17 protein-coding genes and 1 pseudogene are annotated in these 19787 nt (G+C 30.6%); 8 read left to right on the top strand and 10 right to left on the bottom strand.

What is annotated here, in order from left to right:
- Nucleotides 1-5 precede the first annotated feature (5 nt).
- From CCE28_RS23065 to CCE28_RS19445, 6 genes are read left to right on the top strand one after another with little or no spacing between them, the layout of a single operon-like run.
- On the top strand, nucleotides 6-161 hold the full coding sequence (locus CCE28_RS23065; RefSeq protein WP_408607050.1) for a monovalent cation/H(+) antiporter subunit G: 156 nt from the start codon (nucleotides 6-8) through the stop codon (nucleotides 159-161).
- Nucleotides 158-709 carry a Na(+)/H(+) antiporter subunit B gene (locus CCE28_RS19465; RefSeq protein ID WP_095135517.1) on the top strand — a complete coding sequence of 184 codons (552 nt, stop codon included), beginning with the start codon at nucleotides 158-160 and terminating at the stop codon, nucleotides 707-709. Before CCE28_RS23065 ends, CCE28_RS19465 begins: the two co-directional genes overlap by 4 nt.
- Nucleotides 702-968, top strand: a complete 267-nt coding sequence (locus CCE28_RS19460) for a hydrogen gas-evolving membrane-bound hydrogenase subunit E (RefSeq protein WP_095135515.1) — start codon at nucleotides 702-704, stop codon at nucleotides 966-968. Before CCE28_RS19465 ends, CCE28_RS19460 begins: the two co-directional genes overlap by 8 nt.
- 30 nt (nucleotides 969-998) lie before the next feature.
- On the top strand, nucleotides 999-1403 hold the full coding sequence (locus CCE28_RS19455; RefSeq protein WP_095135513.1) for an MnhB domain-containing protein: 405 nt from the start codon (nucleotides 999-1001) through the stop codon (nucleotides 1401-1403).
- Entirely contained in the window at nucleotides 1403-1738 is a 336-nt protein-coding gene (locus CCE28_RS19450) for a sodium:proton antiporter (RefSeq protein ID WP_095135512.1), read from the top strand. The genes CCE28_RS19455 and CCE28_RS19450 overlap by 1 nt, the downstream gene beginning before the upstream one ends.
- A 1-nt stretch (nucleotide 1739) precedes the next feature.
- Nucleotides 1740-3338 (top strand): complex I subunit 5 family protein, encoded by a 1599-nt coding sequence (locus tag CCE28_RS19445; protein WP_095135510.1) that lies wholly within the window; start codon nucleotides 1740-1742, stop codon nucleotides 3336-3338.
- A gap of 85 nt (nucleotides 3339-3423) precedes the next feature.
- Here the strand turns inward: CCE28_RS19445 and CCE28_RS22380 are convergent, their stop codons facing one another.
- From CCE28_RS22380 to CCE28_RS19425, 5 genes are all read right to left on the bottom strand, one after another.
- Nucleotides 3424-3597, bottom strand: coding sequence for a hypothetical protein (locus CCE28_RS22380; RefSeq protein WP_176461928.1), 174 nt, complete (start codon nucleotides 3595-3597; stop codon nucleotides 3424-3426).
- Nucleotides 3598-4116: 519 nt separating this feature from the next.
- Nucleotides 4117-5433, bottom strand: a complete 1317-nt coding sequence (locus tag CCE28_RS19440) for an ABC transporter permease (RefSeq protein ID WP_095135508.1) — start codon at nucleotides 5431-5433, stop codon at nucleotides 4117-4119.
- Nucleotides 5426-7402, bottom strand: a complete 1977-nt coding sequence (locus CCE28_RS19435; RefSeq protein WP_095135507.1) for a COG1361 S-layer family protein — start codon at nucleotides 7400-7402, stop codon at nucleotides 5426-5428. Before CCE28_RS19435 ends, CCE28_RS19440 begins: the two co-directional genes overlap by 8 nt.
- On the bottom strand, nucleotides 7387-8103 hold the full coding sequence (locus CCE28_RS19430; protein ID WP_242973033.1) for an ABC transporter ATP-binding protein: 717 nt from the start codon (nucleotides 8101-8103) through the stop codon (nucleotides 7387-7389). The genes CCE28_RS19435 and CCE28_RS19430 overlap by 16 nt, the downstream gene beginning before the upstream one ends.
- Nucleotides 8104-8446: 343 nt before the next feature.
- Nucleotides 8447-10507 (bottom strand): YcdB/YcdC domain-containing protein, encoded by a 2061-nt coding sequence (locus CCE28_RS19425; protein ID WP_176461927.1) that lies wholly within the window; start codon nucleotides 10505-10507, stop codon nucleotides 8447-8449.
- Nucleotides 10508-10798: 291 nt separating this feature from the next.
- Between CCE28_RS19425 and CCE28_RS19420 the strand changes: the two genes are divergently transcribed.
- Nucleotides 10799-11212 carry a protease complex subunit PrcB family protein gene (locus CCE28_RS19420; protein WP_095135503.1) on the top strand — a complete coding sequence of 138 codons (414 nt, stop codon included), beginning with the start codon at nucleotides 10799-10801 and terminating at the stop codon, nucleotides 11210-11212.
- A 60-nt stretch (nucleotides 11213-11272) separates the two neighbouring features.
- Here CCE28_RS19420 and CCE28_RS19415 read toward each other — a convergent pair whose 3' ends face one another.
- From CCE28_RS19415 to CCE28_RS19405, 3 genes are all read right to left on the bottom strand, one after another.
- Entirely contained in the window at nucleotides 11273-13273 is a 2001-nt protein-coding gene (locus tag CCE28_RS19415; protein WP_095135501.1) for a methyl-accepting chemotaxis protein, read from the bottom strand.
- Nucleotides 13274-13477: 204 nt separating this feature from the next.
- Nucleotides 13478-15475: a methyl-accepting chemotaxis protein gene (locus CCE28_RS19410; protein WP_095135499.1), complete on the bottom strand. Its 1998-nt coding sequence runs from the start codon at nucleotides 15473-15475 to the stop codon at nucleotides 13478-13480.
- A gap of 180 nt (nucleotides 15476-15655) precedes the next feature.
- Nucleotides 15656-16789, bottom strand: coding sequence for a 3D domain-containing protein (locus CCE28_RS19405; protein WP_095135497.1), 1134 nt, complete (start codon nucleotides 16787-16789; stop codon nucleotides 15656-15658).
- 186 nt (nucleotides 16790-16975) lie between these two features.
- Between CCE28_RS19405 and CCE28_RS19400 the strand changes: the two are divergent.
- Nucleotides 16976-17266 (top strand): annotated as a pseudogene (locus tag CCE28_RS19400) (glutaredoxin family protein); the annotation flags it as partial.
- Nucleotides 17267-17457: 191 nt separating this feature from the next.
- Here CCE28_RS19400 and CCE28_RS19395 read toward each other — a convergent pair.
- Entirely contained in the window at nucleotides 17458-18291 is an 834-nt protein-coding gene (locus CCE28_RS19395) for a YjjW family glycine radical enzyme activase (protein WP_095135493.1), read from the bottom strand.
- On the bottom strand, nucleotides 18272-19768 hold the full coding sequence (locus tag CCE28_RS19390; protein ID WP_095135491.1) for a YjjI family glycine radical enzyme: 1497 nt from the start codon (nucleotides 19766-19768) through the stop codon (nucleotides 18272-18274). Before CCE28_RS19390 ends, CCE28_RS19395 begins: the two co-directional genes overlap by 20 nt.
- Between the last annotated feature and the right edge of the window lie 19 nt (nucleotides 19769-19787).

Genomic DNA, 19787 nt, shown 5'->3' with positions numbered 1-19787 from the left:
TATTAATAGCTTTAATTATTAAATCTGGATTCAATTTATTTTCAACAAGATTATTTCTAATTCTAATTTTTATAATGATGACTAGCCCAATAAGTAATCATATTATCGTTAGATCTGCATATTTTAATGGAATTCAAATAAAGGGAGATAATGAAAAATGAATATGATGAATATAGTGAATTTATTGAGTATGCTTCTAATATTAATTTCAATAACTATTATTATAAGTAAAGATAATCTTAAACTGATTGTTTTTTTCTCAGCTTTTTCATTAATTTCAGCTAGTCTTTATTACCTATACAAATCTCCTGATGTAGCATTAGCCGAAGTTGCTATTGGAAGTGCTATTATTCCTCTAATATTTATTATTTCAATTTCTAAACAAAGAGAATTTGTTGTTATTAGCCATGTGGATGACGATTTTTTAAGAAATTGCGGATTGATAAAAGGAGTGGGTTATAGGATTTTAGAAGATTTTACTAATTACTATGGCTTAAAGCTATCAATTTATAGTAATGATATTGGAAAGCTCTATGGAATTTTCCGACAGAGAGATGTTGATTTAATAATAGATAAATGTCCTAATACTGAAAATTATTTAATCAAAGGAAAAGAGTCTAGCATTCTAATGAACAAACTAGAGCAGATAACTGAAAAATATGATAGGGTAGTTGTCCTTAAAGTAAGAGAAGGTGAGACATATGATTAAAAACTTTCTTTTAATCGGCATGTTGCTAGTATTGTTAATTTCTTTTTCCTCTGCTGTTTTTGACTCTAAAGAACATAGAAGCTATGATAGCAAGGAATATTATTTAAAAAACACCTACCAAGAAACAGGTTCAAAAAATATAGTAACTGGCATCTATTTAGATTACAGACTCTTCGACTCAATATTTGAAGCTAGTATTTTACTTATAACTGTAGCCGGAATACTATTTATGTCTAAAAGAGAAGATGAAGTTCTTTGACAATACCTTTAAAAGGAAGGATTTGATAGGATGAAATTTTCACAAATTCTGGTTTGTATATGTAGATTGTTATTTCCATTTATGCTTTTATTTGGATTTTATATTATAATAAATGGACACTTATCACCTGGGGGAGGTTTTCAAGGTGGTGCTATATTAGCTACTGCTATACTTACAACCTCTCTTATAGATAATGAAAAACTAGCAAATTTAAATCTATTAGTTAAATTTGAAAAGTATTTATTTATTGGAATATTAATAATTGTTATTGCAAGCTTTTTTACACGCGGAGAATATTTCACTAATTTTTTACCAGTCAATAGTGATATGAATTTAAAGAAAATATTTTTAGTAATATTAAATTTTTTTATTGGAATTAAGGTGGCCACAGGTCTTGTAGCTATATTTTCAATCTTTATTGAGGAGGGAAGATAGTGAAAGTTGATTTAATATTACAATTTATTGTTGTATTAATAGGCGTATACGGTCTTGCTACTAGTAAGAATATGATTAAATCCATAATCTGCATAAACATAATCCAAACGGCAGTGATATTATTATTTTTAAATTTTGGCCATGTTGAGAATGGTTTTATTCCCATACTTTCTGAAGAAACAAAGGTTATGGTAGATCCCCTTCCCCAAGCCTTAATGATTACAACCATAGTAATAGGAGCTTCTATTACTGCCCTATCTCTTATGTTAAGTATAAAAATATTTCATTATTATGGTACTTTAAATTGGAAAGAATTGATAGAGAGGAAAGGTTAGTATGAAGTTTATACCGGTTTATCTAATATTTATTCCTATAATTACCGCAATGTTTATTTATCTAATAAACAATAAATATTTTAACTACTTAGTTTTCATATCCCAATCAATAATCACTATTCTAGCCATTTCATATTATCATGCTTTTAATAAGTTTATTGTGAATAATGTCTTATTACTTGGTGGCTGGGATAAAACAATCGGAATATGTCTAAAAAATGATAAACTATCTATTTCATTTATTTTTCTTTCAATATTTATATGGTGGATGATATTAATTTATTGCTGGGATAAAAGAAAGAAGGATTCTAAGTTTCTATTTTTCTTAATGTTCCTCGAGGGGACCTTTTTAGGATTACTTCAAAGCAATGACTTATTTAATCTATTTATCTTCATTGAGATAACTACCATAATTTCTACTATTCTTATAATATATAAAAAGGATGGCTATTCTGTACGCGCAGGACTATACTACCTATTATTTAATAGTACAGGCATGATCTTTTATTTATTAGGTTTAATATTATTATATGTTGTATCTGGAACATTAAATATGGATATAATATCTGAAAAAATATATCCTATAAAAAATTTTTCTATTATAAAAATATCATATATTTTTATAATAGCTGCTATAGGAGTTAAATCAGCCTTTTTCCCAGTATACAATTGGCTACCTAAAGCTCATGGAGCTGCACCCGCTTCCATATCAGCCTTACTTTCTGGCTTATTAGTTAAAAGTGGTTTATATATATTTATAAGAATGAATCAAATGTTCAAATTAGAAATTTTTTATAATCTATTCTTTTTATTTGGTTTTTTCACAGCCATATCTGGAATTATATTCGCATTAAGTCAGAAAGATATTAAGCAGATTTTAGCTTTTCATACTATATCACAGATAGGAATAATTTTGATGGGACTTAGTAGTATGGATGGAAAAACTTATGTTGGCGGTGTAATGCACATTTTCAATCATGCAATGTTTAAATCCCTATTATTTATGGGAGCTGGAATTATAATTAATAATTATAGAGTAAGAAGAATTACGGAAATAAGGGGGGTATTTAAAAACTTACCATTTACATCTTTATTTATGATTGTGGGTATGCTTTCTATAACTGGCTCACCATTTTTTAACGGCTTCGTAAGTAAAACAATAATAAAACATGGTGTTGCAGACAATAATCTGAAATTTATAATGTTATTTATTGTAAATCTAGGTACAAGTGTATCATTTATAAAAATGTCTCAAATATTTTTTGGAGAATCTACTATAGAGAGAAGTAGACATGCTGGAAGCAACATATCCATGTTTTTATTGTCCATCATGTGTATTATTCTTGGAAACTTCTTTATTCCGTTAACTAGAGAAATCTTTGATATAGACCTTTCACATATTAATATAATGAGTTTTGATAAGTTGTTAAATTATATAATGACTATGGGAATAGGTTATATAATTTATAAAAATTTTATTGCCAAGGATTATAAAATAATAAAAAAGATTAGACATTTTAATGTTTCCTTTGAAACAACAAATGTTATGCTGGTGACTTTTATATGTATTATGATTTTTTATAGTAAATTAGTGTCTTAAAAATTAAAATATGAATAAATGCGAAATAATAAAGGTTATAATTTAACGAAAGGGTTATTAAATATCTAATAACCCTTTCGCTATTTTAGTAATAATAATTATTTAAATTGTGCTTTTCTTCTATGTTTCTTCTTTCTTCTAAAACTTCGTTTATTTTTTCATTTTGTAATATATTCTTCTCTTCTATTAAAAGATTATCATCTTTTTTCTCTAAATCAACATTAATTTTAACTCTTCCTATTCTTAAACAAAAAGTCATTTCTATCCCTCCTATGAAATAAGTTCTCCTCTTTTAACTAAACATTACTTGAAGACTAGAATTTAATCATCCTTATCTACCTCCTTAAAAAACAAAAAAGCCCTAGGATAATCCCATGGCTTTTAACTAATAATTTACCTATTTCATGAAATGGTATATAAAAAAGCCATAAGTTGCAGGTGCACAACTTATGGCTTTAATAACATATATAAAAAATACAATAAATGTATTTAAATACTTCTATTTCCATTAAAGATCCTAAGTCGTGCAATTATTTTTTTTACTTGTAACGTATCTCTATCCACACATGTTACTGATTTAATATTTAACATTTACACGACCTCCTTTTCTTATAATTTAATAATTTATTTTAATCTATACATATAATATACATTAATTCCAAAAATTACAACCCATTTCATAACTCCGTAATGTTTTTGTAAATAAGTGGTAATGTAGTAATACTTATGTATTATTTCCAATAAAAAGACCACTATAATTAGTGGCCTTTAAAATAATTTATTCATTTTTAATTGCTTTAAGAGCACTTAAGTTCATGGCACGTCTTGCAGGTAAATATCCTGCCACAACTCCTATGATAAAAGAAAATACTAAGGCTCCTAGGGCTAGTTCTATAGATATGACAGAAATCTTTGTATCAGATCCACCACCCATCATTCCTCCTGCCACCTTATTCAATATAAAAGATACTAAATAACTGAAAGTCAATCCTGCTAATCCCCCTGTAAGACCTATCATACCAGCCTCTATTAGGAACAATTTTTTAATATCAGAAAGCTTAGCTCCTATTACTTTCATTACACCTATTTCTCTAGTTCTTTCATATATACTCATTATCATAGTATTTGTAATACCAATAGCGGCTACTAGTAAACTTATACCGCCTATACCCCCTAGTATTAACCCTATCTTTTGAGTTGTTTCCTTCATATTATTTACCATATCCGTTAAACTAAAAGTCTCATATCCCATATTCTTTATAATCTCTGCTACACCTTCTACACTTTCCACATCTTTAACTTTAACCTTTATAGTTTCATATTTATTTTCATCTTTATTTCTTCTTCTGTTTGATGAGTCTTTTCTTATTTTTTCGTCTTCTTCTTCTATTTTTAATAACTCTTCTATGCTCATGTAAGCCCTGTAACCATTCCTACCACCTTCTTCTAATACACCTACTCCCTTAGCCATATAATGCTTAGGAGCTTTGTAATCCGAAGGAGGTTTTGCATTTCTTTCTCCAAAGTATCTATCTGATGTTAATGTTAATTTATTTCCTAGTACATCTACAGTGGGAGGTTCTTCTTCATTTCTAACTCTAGGATTTCTAAAATAATTTAAAGTATCTTTACCGAATACTAAAACTTTCTTATCTCCTGAAGCTAATAACCTTCCCTCTTCCGCTTTAAAGCCGAATTCTTTCATAACACTTGGATCTATTCCCACAACACTCATATCAGCTATATATTTTCCTACTCCAATTCTCATATACATTCTTTTCTCAGGAGTTACAGCTTCTACTCCATCTATTTTCTTAAAAGTAGCTATGGCCGTATCATCTAGTTTAACATCTTTCTTGTCTCTACTATTAACTTCATTCATCGGCCTATATCCATCAGCATTAACTTCTATAACTGTTAAATCTCCCATTTGTCCCATACTTTTTTTAAATTCCGTATCTATGGCTATTCCTAGAGATACCATTACTACTATAGAAGTAGTTCCTATAACTACACCTAGTACGGTTAAAAAAGTCCTGGTCTTCTTTCTCCATAAGTTATTAAATGCCATTTTAAAGAGGTCTAAACTATTCATCTATACCCACTTCCTCTGTTTTCTTTTTACGCTTTTTATAGAATAAGAATCCTCCTACTCCTAAAATTACAAGACCTACAATCCACTTCATTTTAGAAGAATCTTTTTCCTCCGGTTCAGGCATTTCAGGCATTTCTATTTCTGGTTCCTTTTGGGCATTTATACTTATTTCCTTTTCTATTATCTGATGATTTCCAACCTCATCATCAAATTCAAATGTTACAGCACCCTTTGCTCCTCCTTCCTTTTCAGGAATAATAGTAGCATCATAATAGTTGTCACTTCCAGCCTCTAAATTTCCCACATATAGTGTTCCATTTTTGATTCTAAAGTCACCCTTTGTATTTATTATAAGGTTCCTAATTTGAGATCTTCCCATGTTATAAAAATCTACAGATATATTTGTTGGTGTATTTGCAAATACCTCATCTGGTAATTCCACATCAGATACTACTAGTCTTGAGTCTTGAATTACTGGTACCCCTATAGTCTCTTCAGCTGTATACTTACTTCCTGACCCATCTTCATACTCCATACTTACAACTATATTATAGTCCTGATATTTTGCATCAGGTTTTGTCTTTAACTTCATTGTCTTGGAAGCTCTGCTTTTACTTCCTATGTTTTCTATAAAGAAGGAGTTACTACTTCCTACCGGGGAGAATATTCCTCCTTCTGGCTTTAATGTTACCTTTATATTCTTAACTGTCTTAGCGGAATTTGTATTAAAGAAAGATAAATCTAAATTAAACTCTTCTCCAGCTTTTATAAAGTCATTTCCATAATTATAATTGTCTATTATTATTTTAGGATTTTGGCTCACACCCTTATCATCTACAAAAATTCCCACGTATTGTTCAAATGTCTGAGTTTTTTCTCCTGATATCTTATATTCTACACTTACTTTAACTGGGTAGTTCTTAGATTCTGCTCCATCCTTAGGAAATAACACAAACTCTAGTGACTGTCCTTTTCCTGCACCTAAAGTACCTACACTTTTAATAGATGATGACTTTGGTAATATGCTTTCTCCTGCATCCACTGTTACTTTCACAGATTTTGCATCATAAGGACTGTTGTTTTTTAAGTTAAAACTTAAACTAAAGTCCTCATTCGGAGAAACTTCCTTAGGGCTAGATATATTTTCTAAAGCTAAATTCAATTCCTGGTCGTCTTCTCCTGATACGGGTAGATATATGTTTTGTTTTTGTTCATACTCTTTATCGTATTTATCCTTATATTTCATTTCCAAAGTTAAACTATAAGTTCCCGATTCAACTTCTGAATCTACTTTTATATTGTATTTTACTTTTGCATATTCTTTAGCTTTTATGCTCTCTACTCTCTGAGTATCCACATAATCAGATAATGTTATCTTGTTATCAAAACCTGTAATTTTCACTTCTAAATCCTTAATATCTAGATCAGATTTATTGTTTAAATCTAATTCTATTCTACTTACTTTTCCTGATGGTATTTCTTTACCTGGAAGTTTCACATCTGCTATCTTAATATTAGGCTGTACCTTATCATTAGTAATTCTTATATAAAGATTTTGAGAATCACTATTAGAACTTCCATTTTCTGTTTCATAATCTACTTTAAAATTTATTGTATAGACCTTATCTTGGGCATTTTCTTTCACCTTGAAATAAAATGGAACTTTTTCACTAGACTGTCCACTAATAGATCCTACACTTCTTTTAATAGTAGCCTTATCTATTTCAAAGGGAAATTCATTTGGATCTTCTATAACTGGATACATTATTATGTGACGAGCCTTCATGGTAGAATCATTATCCAAAGGAATGGCTAATCTTACCTCTTCTCCTGCATTAAATACAGGCGTATCCATTTTCCTTCCTATAACTATTCTTGGTGAACTACTAGTTTCATAGGCAAAAACAGTAGTATTAACACTAACTAGCACTAGTAGTAATACTACTAACGCACTTATTCTTCTGTACATTCTCTTTCCTCCCTAGTTTCTATCTTTTGTATATTTCCATCTAATATATAGACAACCTTATCTGCATATTCTGCAATACTTCTATCATGGGTTACAATAATCAATGTTTGATTATTGTCCTTAGCTATTTTTAATATTAAGTTCATAACTTCCTCAGTAGTCCTAGAATCTAGGTTTCCCGTTGGCTCATCAGCAAAAACTATAGGAGGTTTACTTACAAAAGCGCGAGCGATTCCAACCCTTTGTTGCTGTCCTCCACTCATCTGAGTTGGCTTATGGGTTACATACTTCTCAAGTCCTACTGCCCTTAATATTTCCTTCCCATGCTTTTCCCTTACCTTTTTACTAAACCCTCTAAAAGTCAAAGGCAAGCTCACATTTTCAAGGGCCGTAAGAGAAGTAAGTAAATTATATGATTGGAATACGAATCCTATTTCCTTTTGCCTAAAGATAGCCAATTGCTCTTCCGTCATTTTATCAACTCTACGACCTGCTATACTAATAATACCCTTAGTAGGCTTTTCCAAGCCCGCCATCATATTTAACAAAGTAGACTTACCTGACCCGGATGTACCTAATAAACAACATACTTCCCCAGCTTTAACCTCCAATGACACATCATCTAAGGCCACAACTTTTTCTTCTCCAACTCGAAAAACTTTCCTAACGTTTTTAATATCTATAGCATTAATAAATACCACCCCTCAACTTTAACTTTCAAACTATATTATACCAACACCCTCTGGAAGATAATTAACCTTAAATTAACATATAAATAATATCATATTTACCTTAAAATAAACTTAATTGTTACTAATATGTAAGAAATTCTTACATATATAGACATAAAAAATACATACTTCGTATGCTTCGCTATGGAACCCTATGGTTCCCTTCGACGCAACTGAAGTTGCTGAGCACCCTCCTTTAAAGAGGCAGGGGAATCCTTCCCCTACAACCCCCTTAATTTTTTATCCACAAATTTCATGGTATTATAATTTCCTTAGGGATAAAAAATACGCAGCCAAAGGCTGCGTATCTAATCTATCTTGTTAAATAGTTGTATATCATATAAGCTGATCTTCCATTTGTTAAATCACTATTAGGCTTAAATTCATCCTTAATAATGCTTAACTTGTTAGCTATAGTAATATATCCAATATATTCTTCATCTACTGCATTAGGATTATATGGATACTTAAATATATCTCCTAATTTAGCTATCTCCTCATAGCCTAAAGCCCTTACTATAAACTTGGCTGCTTCTTGTTCTGTTACCATACCTTCTGGATTTTTTTCTTCTTCTTTAATAATGTTCTTATTCATTAACACTCTGTACATTTCATCCATATCATCTTTCTTATAATATTGTCCCACAGCGTTTAATGTTAACTTTAAAAAATCCTTTTGAAGTATTTTACTATCCGGATTAAATCCTTCTTCAATGGATAATATACCGTATTCACTTAACCCATTCATTTCTTTTTCATATTTATGCCCACTTATTGTTTTACTATTTTCTTCATTTTCTATTATTATAGGTTTACCATTATAGTCTAATAATTTGCCTGTTATACCATCATATATAACTGGATAATGACCTTTTATAGAATATACTAAGGCCACATTACAGTTTTTATTAGCAGGCATTAATTTAGGTTTTTCATATCTTCTTCTAAAATTCAGTTCCATACCCATTTCTTTAAACATAATATCATATGCCTCATCTAGAGATATGGTATTTCCTGTTGGGAATTTTACATCAAACCAATTTAAATTATATGACTGAATTTCTCCCGTTACATTGTTAAAGGTAACTCTTATGAAATTATCTCTTACAGGAATATTATTTACTAATCTTCTGTATGTAAAAGTATAGTGACCAGGCATTTCTATGTTTTCATATGATACTTCATCATACTCCTTATAAGCAGTGTTCTTATAATCTATAGAAAACTTTTCTAAGAATTTCTCCACCATCTTTTTAGCTTCTTCTTTTTCATATTTACCCTTTTCATTAGTGTATTCTCTACCTTTATAAAAACTTAATACCTTTCCATCCTTGGCATCTAAACTCACATTTACATAGTCATATTTTTTATCTTCTTCTTTTTTAAAGTATAACTCCCACTTGAATCTTTCATTTTGTGGATAAACTTTATATATGTTTGCATTTTCTAATTTATATTCACTTCCTATATTTAATTCGTCTATACTTCTAGCTATTTTTTCTGCCTTTTCCTTGCTCATTATATCCTTTGAAGAATCTACAGCCTTTTGCTCTTCTGGAGATAGGGAACGTACGGCTGCCTTATCTTCTTTCATAGTAACATTTCCATATCTTGGATAATCAATGTAGTAATAATCAGCTTTTACTACTTTACCCGTATTAGCATCTATGCTATTTTGTCTATCATACTTAAGTACATATGCTAAATAAGGTTTTACCACATCTTCTTCATACTTAAATTTATAAACTAGCTCTAACCCTAGATCTTTTTTAAATATTTCCTTAGCCTTATCTTCACTAATAATATTTTTATTGCTAGGGAATTTCATAGTATCCCACATTTTGTTGTAACTAATTACTTTACCCGTATCTGAATCTACACTTACTTCTATGCCATTTTCATAAAAAGGAATATCATCTATTACTCTATAGAAAAACATACTATATTTTCTAACTGGTAATTTTTCTTTTTTGTCATACTCATATTTCACTTCATCTAATAAGTTAGGATCCATTTCTTTTATGAAATCCTTAGCCTCTTTTATGGCCTCATCCTTACTATATCTAGGTATTTTATTTTCTTTGTTGTACTTTCCATCGTAATATCTATATGACACCATATCCCCATCTTCATTAACGGATACATGAATAGATTCATTAGTTTTTTCATTGACCCAATTCATTCCCCATATTTTTTTATCACTTATGGTGTACACATTGTAGTTAAATTTCTCGTACTGATTTGGTATATTCACTTTTTCTTTAGCTTTATGTATTGCTTCTTCTAAGCCCATATCTTGACCAAATGCCATGGTAGTACCAATACTAGTAAATAAAAGTATTAATACTAAAATCTTACATATTTTCCCCTTCATTTTCATCGCCCCTTCTTATAATTTCTTCACATAACTATCATTGTTCTTTAATACTTTCCACATATTTATGACGTATATTATATAAATAATGTTCCATTTTTTAAAATTATGTTTTTTTTAAATTATTTACCCAACAATTCCAATATTTAATTTTAACATTTTAATTATTGGGTAAATAATTTAGTAATATTTCTATAACATAATTTTAATCTATTTTTAAGTTTTTCCAGGAACTTTTTAAGTTATAATAAGTCTAACATATGAAGACGCAGTATAGGGGGGTACTTTATTATGAAAAAAACATTGTTAATTATAGGTTTAATACTTCTATCTACCGTATTAGTATTTGGTTGTTTTAAAGACAAATCTAAAAATAATCCTCTAGCTTATACACAATTGAAAATGGAAAAGTTATCTAATGAAGAACAATTATCCAAATGGATACTTAATAATAAGGATAAAGAAGGTTTATATTCTGAAGTCATAAATGGACAAACTTATCTATTAATAGTAGGTAGTACGCAAAATACGGTGGGATATAATATCCATTTGAAGGACTTATATAGTGATGATGACTATTTATATGTGGATTACTCCATAATAGAACCACCAAAGGACAGTGTGGTTACTACTGCACTAGATAATCCATTTTTAGTAGCAAAATTAAAAGGAAAACCTGAATTTCAACGTGCTATAAAATTTTAAAAAACTTAAGGGATGATTATTGAAACTTCAATAATCATCCCTTTTATTTTTATTTTAATCCTATATTTTAAATTTATTTACTTCATCTTCTAATTTATGAGCTAATTCCTTTAAGTCCTCTGCATGGGAAGACACTTGTTCCATAGATGCCAATTGTTCTTCCGTAGTAGCAGATACTTCTTGAGTAGATGCAGATGTTTGTTCTGAAGCCGCTGATATATTTTCTATTACATTAACTATGGCGTCCTTGTTAGCCCCTACAGCGTTTCCATTCTCCCTTACATCTTCTATTCTACCTATGAGATTTTCTATAGACTTAGACATTTGATTAAATATGCTATTAGTTTCTTCTACAGCCACGTCTTGTTCCTTCATAATCTCATTTACTTTTCCCACGGCTTCTACTGCATATTTGGACTCCTTTTGTATAGCTCCTATTAAATCCCTAATTTCATTAGCCGCATTAGATGATTCTTCTGCTAATTTTCTCACTTCTTCTGCAACTACAGAGAATCCTCTACCATGTTCTCCAGCTCTAGCCGATTCTATAGCTGCATTTAATGCAAGTAAATTAGTTTGTTCTGCAATTTGAGATATGGCCTCTGTTATCATCCCTATATTTTTAGCCTTTTCATCTACCATTTCAACCACATCATTTACTTTCACAGTTGCATCATAGGTTTCTTTTGATTTTTGAGTTAATTCTTTAACTTTGTTTAAACCTTCCACAGTTAATGAACCAGTCTCATTAGATATATCTTTCATGGTAGCTGTAGATTGGCCTATCATGTCTATTTCTTCTGCTAATTCATTTATCTTTATAACTCCATTTTCCGTATCTTTAGCCTGTTCATTCGCTCCAGTAGCTATTTCTTCTATGGTTCTTGCCACTTCTGTTGCTGCCACTGTAGTTTCATTAGTTATGGTACCTAACGCCATAGAAGATTCTAATACTACCTTAGACGATTCTTGAGTTCCTTTTATTAAATCCCTAATATTTTCAATCATGTCATTAACGGCATCTTCAATTTCACCAAATTCATCATTTCTATTAGTTTGCGCTTTAACCCTTAAATCTCCTGCTGCCACTTGACTAATCGTCTTCTTTAAAGAATTTAGTGGTTTAGAAATACCACTAGCAATCATTAAAGACACTCCAATGGCTAATAATAAGGTTATAGCAATAATAATTAATATAAACGTCTTAATGGCTGCTGTGTCCGATACTAATTCATCCTCATTAAGAGCACCAATAATCTTCCATCCCATTTTTTCGTTAGTTGTGAAGGCTGCAAACTTATCTGCTCCTTGGAATTCATACCTAATGAAATCACTTTTATTACTTTTTATATTATCCCAACATGTTAATTTAGTGGCGTCATCTTTTCCTATTAACTCTTTCTTCTTATGACTTATCATAATACCATCTTTATCTGTTATGTATATATATCCATCTTTCCCTATAGTCTTTTTGGCAACATTTTCAGATAGAGTTTTTAAATTTAAATCTATTCCCACAACTCCAATTACTTGACCATCTTTTTCTAATGCTTTAGTACAGGTTATTACGGTTTCTCCAGTTGTATCATCAATATATGGTTCTGTCCAAACTATTTTCCCTTTATTACTTACTGCATCCTTATACCAAGGTCTCATCCTAGGATCATAACCATCTGATAATTGGTCATTTGGTTCCATATACATATCCCCATTTTTAGTTCCTAGGTATAAAAACATTAAATCTTTATCACTTTGCTTAATATTATCTAACACATTTCTCACACGAGTTTCACCTTCCACACCAGGGTTATCATTGTCTGCTAGTTCATAGAATACTTCATCGTTAGAAATAATCATTACTTCACTTTCAATATTATCTAAATACATGTTTATTTGTTCATTTACAGCTTCAATGGCATATTTAGATGATAACGTAAGGTTATTCTCTAAAACATCTTCCGTTTTGCCATAGGTTAAGAACCCTAATGCAAGTAAAGGTACAATTGCCATAATCATAAGTATAACAATTAATCGATTTTTTACCTTCCCTCTTTTCTTCATATCTCCTACATCCACCTCCACAAAGTATATAAGTAAAGTTTACCATTTTTTTAACTACTTTGTAGCGAATAGTGTATTTTTTTGTAATTTTTTGTTTTTTTAGGTCTTTAGTCCTATCTTGCCGTGACAAGGCAGAATTATACGCACTTGTATATAAAGTGAAAAGAGGATCATTATATCTAATGATCCTCTTTTTGTTAATAATTATATTTTAAATTGTTCTACTGTTTCTTCTAACTTATGAGATAGTTTTTTTAGTTCCTGAGAATGGCTAGATACTTGTTCCATAGAAGCTAGTTGCTCTTCTACTGTGGCAGATACCTGCTGTGTAGCTGCCGATGTTTCTTCTGCTGATGCTGACATACTTCCTATACTCTCTACTATGTGATTTTTATTTAATACCACATTGTTACTATTTTCTTGTATCTCGTCTATAGCCTTTGTCAATCCTTCTATGGAACCATACATATTGTTAAATATTTCACTAGTTTCCCCTACTACTGCATCTTGTTCCTCTATTATTTCACTTACTTTACCCATGGCATTTACGGCATCTTTAGATTCCTTTTGAATGGATTCTATTAAACTCCTTATTTCATTAGCTGCATTAGAAGATTCTTCTGCTAACTTTCTCACTTCTTCTGCTACTACTGAAAATCCTCTTCCATGTTCACCAGCTCTAGCTGATTCTATAGCTGCATTTAAAGCTAATAAATTAGTTTGTTCTGATATCTGAGATATGGTATCTATTATTACTCCAATATTTTTGGCTTTTTCATCTACCATTCCTACTATTTCATTTACTTTCACTGAGCTTTCATAGGAATCTTTAGATTTATTTGTAAGTATTTTTACTTTATTTAAACCAGTTGTAGTTAACTTTTCTGTTTCACTAGATATGCTTTTCATGTTATTAGCTAAATTAGCTATGGAGTCTATTTGTGTACCTAATTCATTTACCTTTACAGCTCCATTTTCTGTATTCATTGCTTGTTCATTTGCACCAAGTGCAATTTCTTCTATGGTTTTAGCTACTTCTGTTACAGCTTGTACAGATTCTTCCGTTATGTTCCCTAAAGATTCAGATGAATCCATTACTACATGGGAGGATTCTTTCATTTCCCCTATTAAGTTTTGAATGCTTTCCACCATATGATTAAAGTCATCTTCAATTTCTCCAAATTCATCATTCTTGTGAGTTTTTACTCTCACAGTTAAATCACCCTTTGAAATCTGTGAAAAAACTCCTTTTAAAGTATTTAATGGTTTAGATATTCCATTTGCTATATGTAGTGATATGAATATACAGACTAATAATGTACCTATTCCAATGTATACCATAAACATTTTAATACCATTAGTACTGTCTAATAACTCCTTTTCACTTAAGACACCTACTATCTTCCACTTAGTTCTTTCAACTGTTTCAAAAGTAGCAAAATTCTTTTGACCATCTTCCTCGTAATCAATAAAATCACTATCATTATTTTGAATAGAATTCCAGGAAGCCCATTTTGTAGCTTCATCAGTTCCTACAATTTCTCCATTTCTATGGCTTATCATTATACCGTTTTTATCGGTTATGTACACATATCCATCTTTTCCTATGGTCTTTTTTGATAATTCCTTTGCTAACCTATTGATTTCTAGGTCTATACCTATAACCCCTACCAATTCACCATTGTATTCCACAGCTTTTGCTGGAGTTATTACTATTTCATCTGTAGTTGCATCAATATATGGTTCTGTCCAAATGACAAAGTCTTTATTTTTTAATGCATCTTGATACCAGCCTCTAGTCCTTGGATCATATCCAGTTAAATCATCTGCTGGATAAAGATACATATCTCCATCTTTAGTACCCATATAAATACTAACTATATTTTCATCGTTTTCCTGCATGTTTTTCAACATTTCCATAACAATTTCTTCATTTAATTCTATTCTTTCCTTTTTCTCTGCTAGTTCTTTAAAGTGTTTGTTGTCTACACCTATGTTTATAATTTCTTCAGTGTTTAATAAAAAATTTGATATACTTTCATTTATCCCTTCTATAGAATTTTTTGAAGATAGAACTAGGTTTTCCTTTAATACTTTTTCTGACTTTCCATATGACATTACACCCAGTAGCATTAAAGGACATAAGGTTATTAGCATAAGCATGGCTATTAACCTATTTCTTATTTTTTTTCTTTTTTTCATATGTATTCACCCCCACACATTTCATAATTTTATCACATTTTGAAAATATATGAAATTTATTATTTTCTTTAATATTGCGAAATAAAATGACATGGAATAATATGTATAAAACATATGAATTCCATGCCATTTAAATTTTTTATTATTATATTAATATAATAATAAAAATGTTTAGCTTATTTAATCTATAATGTATAATTTAACTTTGTAGGCTCTACCAAAATCTCTGACTTCTTTCATTTCTTTATTACCTATATCTCCCAAATATAAATCTACTGTCTTTCCCTTTACTCCACCACCTGTGTCTCCAGCTAAATATACACCATTATATTTCTTTCTCCAATCAGATTCATCAAACATAACTAGCACCTTACTTCCAAGTGGTATTACTCTTGGGTCTACTGCTACTACCATAGCATCTCCCCACTGCTTACCATTTAAATCTATACCTGACCTTGTAATTCCTCTATATTTAGCTCCTATGGCTTTACCACAAGATTTTATGGATAAGTCATAGGCTGTAGCTGTATAATCCTCTCCTAGTAGTCTACTACTTTCTATAATTTCTTTAAATACTTCTTGTGCTGTTAAATTCTTTTTTTCCACTTTGGATACAACAAAAGATTCCTTTATATAATCTTTATGTACAGTCTTAATATCTTCTGTAAGTATCCAACCTTCTTTTTCATCAATTTCTATTTTAAAGTAATTGTCTTCATAATCTTTTATTTTTACTATATCTCCCTTAGAAATATTAAATAGTACTTGTCCATCTGTGGAATTCTTGTCTAATACTTGAACTTGCTCCTCAGTAACCTTTCCCTCTGGATAAGAGGATGTGGTAATCAAATCATCATATTTTGTCCATCCTATGGGCTCATCTCCTAAGGATATATAGGCCCAATCATCTTTCTTATTTAAAACTGTTACCTTACTTAGAAATCCTAGTGTTCCTATCATATTGGAGTCTATATTAGGCTCCTTAAGGACAAATACACTTCCTGTATTCACTGTGGCATCTTCAAATAAAACTTCTTCTTCATTTATAATAGACACATTTTCAGAGTGAACAAATCCCCATCTACCTTCATCTGTAGATACCCTATACCATTTGCCCTCTGCTTTGTCTATATATACTTTGTCGCCTATACCAAGGTTTTCTACAATTTGGGACTTCATATTGGCTTTTAATTGCACTGTAGTTTCATTGTCTATTACAACTCCAACTATAGGGTCTTCCCCATATACAACTACAGTCATACTGAAAATAATTAGAACTATTAGCGGAATAATCCTCTTCAATTTTGATTTCAAGTCAATATCCTCCTTAAATAATACAGTTACATCAATTTTATTACAAATAAAAGGTTTATGTCAAATTTATGTTTTTATTCAAATGACTAGTTTTTATAGTATTTTTTAGGTAAAGTATAATTAGAGGAGGGGATTTTTATGAAAGAAGTATTTATGTTTACTAGCCCAAGCTGACCTCTTTGCAAGCCTGCAAAGGAAAGTCTCTTGGAGAGGGGCATTAATTTTACTGAAAGAGATATTAGCAAGGATATGGACGCTAGACGGGAATTAATGAAAAGAAAAGTAATGGGAGTTCCAGCTTTCATAATTGATGATGAGGTAGTAGTTGGACTTGACATGGATAAAATAGAATCTCTACTGGATTACACAGTAACACCTTGTTCTAATTGTGAAACTAAACTTAGAATCCCAAAGGATAAGGGTAAAATTGCTGTAACTTGTCCAAAGTGTGAAAACAAATTTGAAACAACTACATAATTCCATAAAACAAGCTCCCTTATAGGGAGCTTCAGATTGTAGACAAAGTCTACAAGATGATAGCCTTTTGACAAATTTGAAGTTCGAGGCGTGCTGAAACCGAGAGACCGCAGCGTATATAGACATACGTAAGGGTTCTTGGTTGAAGCAACAACGAAGAAATTCGAGTTTGTCAACAGTCTAAAGCTCCCTTATAGGGAGCTTATTACATTCTTACAACCATTTACCCTGGCCATATCCATTAACTTTTTCATATATTCATCTTCAGGAGTAGATCCTTTTAATTTATCTATTCTCACACCTAATGGTCTATATTTTATTAGCTTATATCTTACATTTTCATCTATATTGCTTATTATCTTGCTAATATTTTTCACATTATTTTCATTATCTAATAATTTCGGTACTATTACGGTTCTAACTTCATATATTTTTTTCTTCTCTAAAAGAATCTTTAAATTTTCTAATACGGAGTCATTCGCCTTTTTAGTTAATGCAACATGTTCTTCACCATTAAAAGACTTAACATCCAGCATAACCTTATCTATATTATCTAACAATTCTCTATCCTTCCAAATTGGCAGATAACCATTAGTATCCACAAACACAGTAAGACCCATAGGTTTCACCTTTTTAGCCAACTCTATTATAAAGTCCCTTTGTAAAGTGCACTCTCCTCCTGATATGGTGATTCCAGACAAAAATGGACCAACTACTTGTATTTGCTCTACAATCTCATCCACGCTCAATTTTGAGGCCTTAGGAGTGCTTCCATGGGCACATACTTTAATGCACTCATCACAATTTATACATTTATCTTTATCATAAAATACTTTTTGATCTTTTTTCAAAGCCCCTACTGGACATTTATCTACGCAAGAACTACAGCTTATACATAGATTTATAGTTTCTGGATTGTGACAGTATGAACAGTCAAAATTACACCCTTGCAAAAAGATAGAAAATCTATTTCCTTCTCCATCTACAAAACTAAAGGGAATAATTTTATTTACTAAGGCTTTCATTGCTTCTTACCCTTCTATTTAATATGCCATGGTTATTCACTGCACCCTTTCCTAAAACTACCGTATCTTTTAGGACTTGTTCTCCCCTAGATAATTTTTCTATTTCTGACTTTTTAACTAAATAACCAGTTATTCTTATAACATCACAATCACTAGAATGGATTGATATATATCTCATACCACTTCTAAATGATCCCTTTATAATATCTAATACAGATTTCAGATTTTCATTTACCGTATATTCAAGGGGGAAAATATCACCTATACCCGATGGAAAATACTTATGAAATTTAGCCGATTGAATTAAATGATTATACAGTTCAGGTTCTTCGCCTATAGGTATTCTACAACCTGGTGATATGCCCACATCTGAATCTATTCCAACTTGAGCATGTAATAAATGTTTACCACCTGTACATTTACAATAGGGATTACTATATTTATCTAATAGGTTTTCCATAGTTTCTACTATTTTAACCCCTAAATCATCTGCTTCTTTAGAGTGGCCAAATCTACTCTCTATTTTTTCTATTTTAAATAATCCATTGACACATTCAGCTAATCCTACCATTCCAAACATGCCTGTGAAAAGATCCCTATCTATGAACCCTTCCCTTACTAAAAAGCTGCTTTCAAAGAAATTACTTTCTTCAACTAAAAATCTAATTCTCTCGTCTATATAAGAAACCATATTTTCTACCACATGTGGTAATAGATAGCTAAAAAATTGGTCCATGCTTTCTGCTTTATTTACTAATCTGCCTAAATTTAACCTTACTAAGGTATAGGCTCCTCCACCTATCTTTAGACCATTATAACAACTGGCTATACCATAGTTTCCTAAATCTTTTCTAAACATTTCATCATTAGCCAAACTAGGTTTTGCCACCACCATGGCAGTTTTTATACTTTCTAGGGCAAGTTCATCTGGTGTATCCTCTCCATATTTTAAAGTTATGTTGGGAACACTGTTTTCAAGTTCCCTTTCTGCCTTTAGAATAAGTCTTGCCGCCTTCGTATCTTTTGGACCTATATTAGCATGACAAAAGGAATCTGTAATAGTTCTATCTATATGATTTAAAAACATTTTAATAGCTCTATAGGCTTCCTCTTCGTCCTTTATAAAGGGTTCTAGTAAATAATCTATATTCCCTATATATACGGGAAAAGAAGTAATTGATGGTATATGCTTATAAAAAATAAGTAAGTTGTTTACTGCCTCCCAAATATCCTTAGGAGGATTCAATCTTAAAAACTCGCTACCCTCTTTCATAAACTTTTCAAAATCCACCACTATATATCTAGGTCTATAAGGGGCATTTCCTTCATACAAGTCACAGATTATATTTTCTTCTCTATATTTTTTCACTTCGTCACTGATATTTAAAATATTTAATGAATTTTCTGCACATCTTGCTAAACCTAATACTTTTTGTTCATAGGTTAATACTTTATCTTTTACAATATCTAAGCACATATTAAAAACCCCCGCATAA

It is taken from the genome of Anaeromicrobium sediminis (assembly GCF_002270055.1).
Classification (GTDB): Bacteria; Bacillota; Clostridia; order Peptostreptococcales; family Thermotaleaceae; genus Anaeromicrobium; species Anaeromicrobium sediminis.
The sequence above is the reverse complement of the archived record's forward strand: the minus strand, read 5'-3'. Positions and strand labels throughout refer to the sequence as shown.

Excerpts from the sequence above, each read along its gene's own strand:
- CCE28_RS19465 (WP_095135517.1), top strand. The coding sequence starts at position 158 with ATGAATATGATGAATATAGTGAATTTATTGAGTATGCTTCTAATATTA.
- CCE28_RS19460 (WP_095135515.1), top strand. The coding sequence starts at position 702 with ATGATTAAAAACTTTCTTTTAATCGGCATGTTGCTAGTATTGTTAATT.
- CCE28_RS19455 (WP_095135513.1), top strand. The coding sequence starts at position 999 with ATGAAATTTTCACAAATTCTGGTTTGTATATGTAGATTGTTATTTCCA.
- CCE28_RS19445 (WP_095135510.1), top strand. The coding sequence starts at position 1,740 with ATGAAGTTTATACCGGTTTATCTAATATTTATTCCTATAATTACCGCA.
- CCE28_RS22380 (WP_176461928.1), bottom strand. The coding sequence starts at position 3,597 with ATGACTTTTTGTTTAAGAATAGGAAGAGTTAAAATTAATGTTGATTTA.
- CCE28_RS19440 (WP_095135508.1), bottom strand. The coding sequence starts at position 5,433 with ATGAATAGTTTAGACCTCTTTAAAATGGCATTTAATAACTTATGGAGA.
- CCE28_RS19435 (WP_095135507.1), bottom strand. The coding sequence starts at position 7,402 with ATGTACAGAAGAATAAGTGCGTTAGTAGTATTACTACTAGTGCTAGTT.
- CCE28_RS19425 (WP_176461927.1), bottom strand. The coding sequence starts at position 10,507 with ATGAAGGGGAAAATATGTAAGATTTTAGTATTAATACTTTTATTTACT.
- CCE28_RS19420 (WP_095135503.1), top strand. The coding sequence starts at position 10,799 with ATGAAAAAAACATTGTTAATTATAGGTTTAATACTTCTATCTACCGTA.
- CCE28_RS19415 (WP_095135501.1), bottom strand. The coding sequence starts at position 13,273 with ATGAAGAAAAGAGGGAAGGTAAAAAATCGATTAATTGTTATACTTATG.
- CCE28_RS19410 (WP_095135499.1), bottom strand. The coding sequence starts at position 15,475 with ATGAAAAAAAGAAAAAAAATAAGAAATAGGTTAATAGCCATGCTTATG.
- CCE28_RS19395 (WP_095135493.1), bottom strand. The coding sequence starts at position 18,291 with ATGAAAGCCTTAGTAAATAAAATTATTCCCTTTAGTTTTGTAGATGGA.
- CCE28_RS19390 (WP_095135491.1), bottom strand. The coding sequence starts at position 19,768 with ATGTGCTTAGATATTGTAAAAGATAAAGTATTAACCTATGAACAAAAA.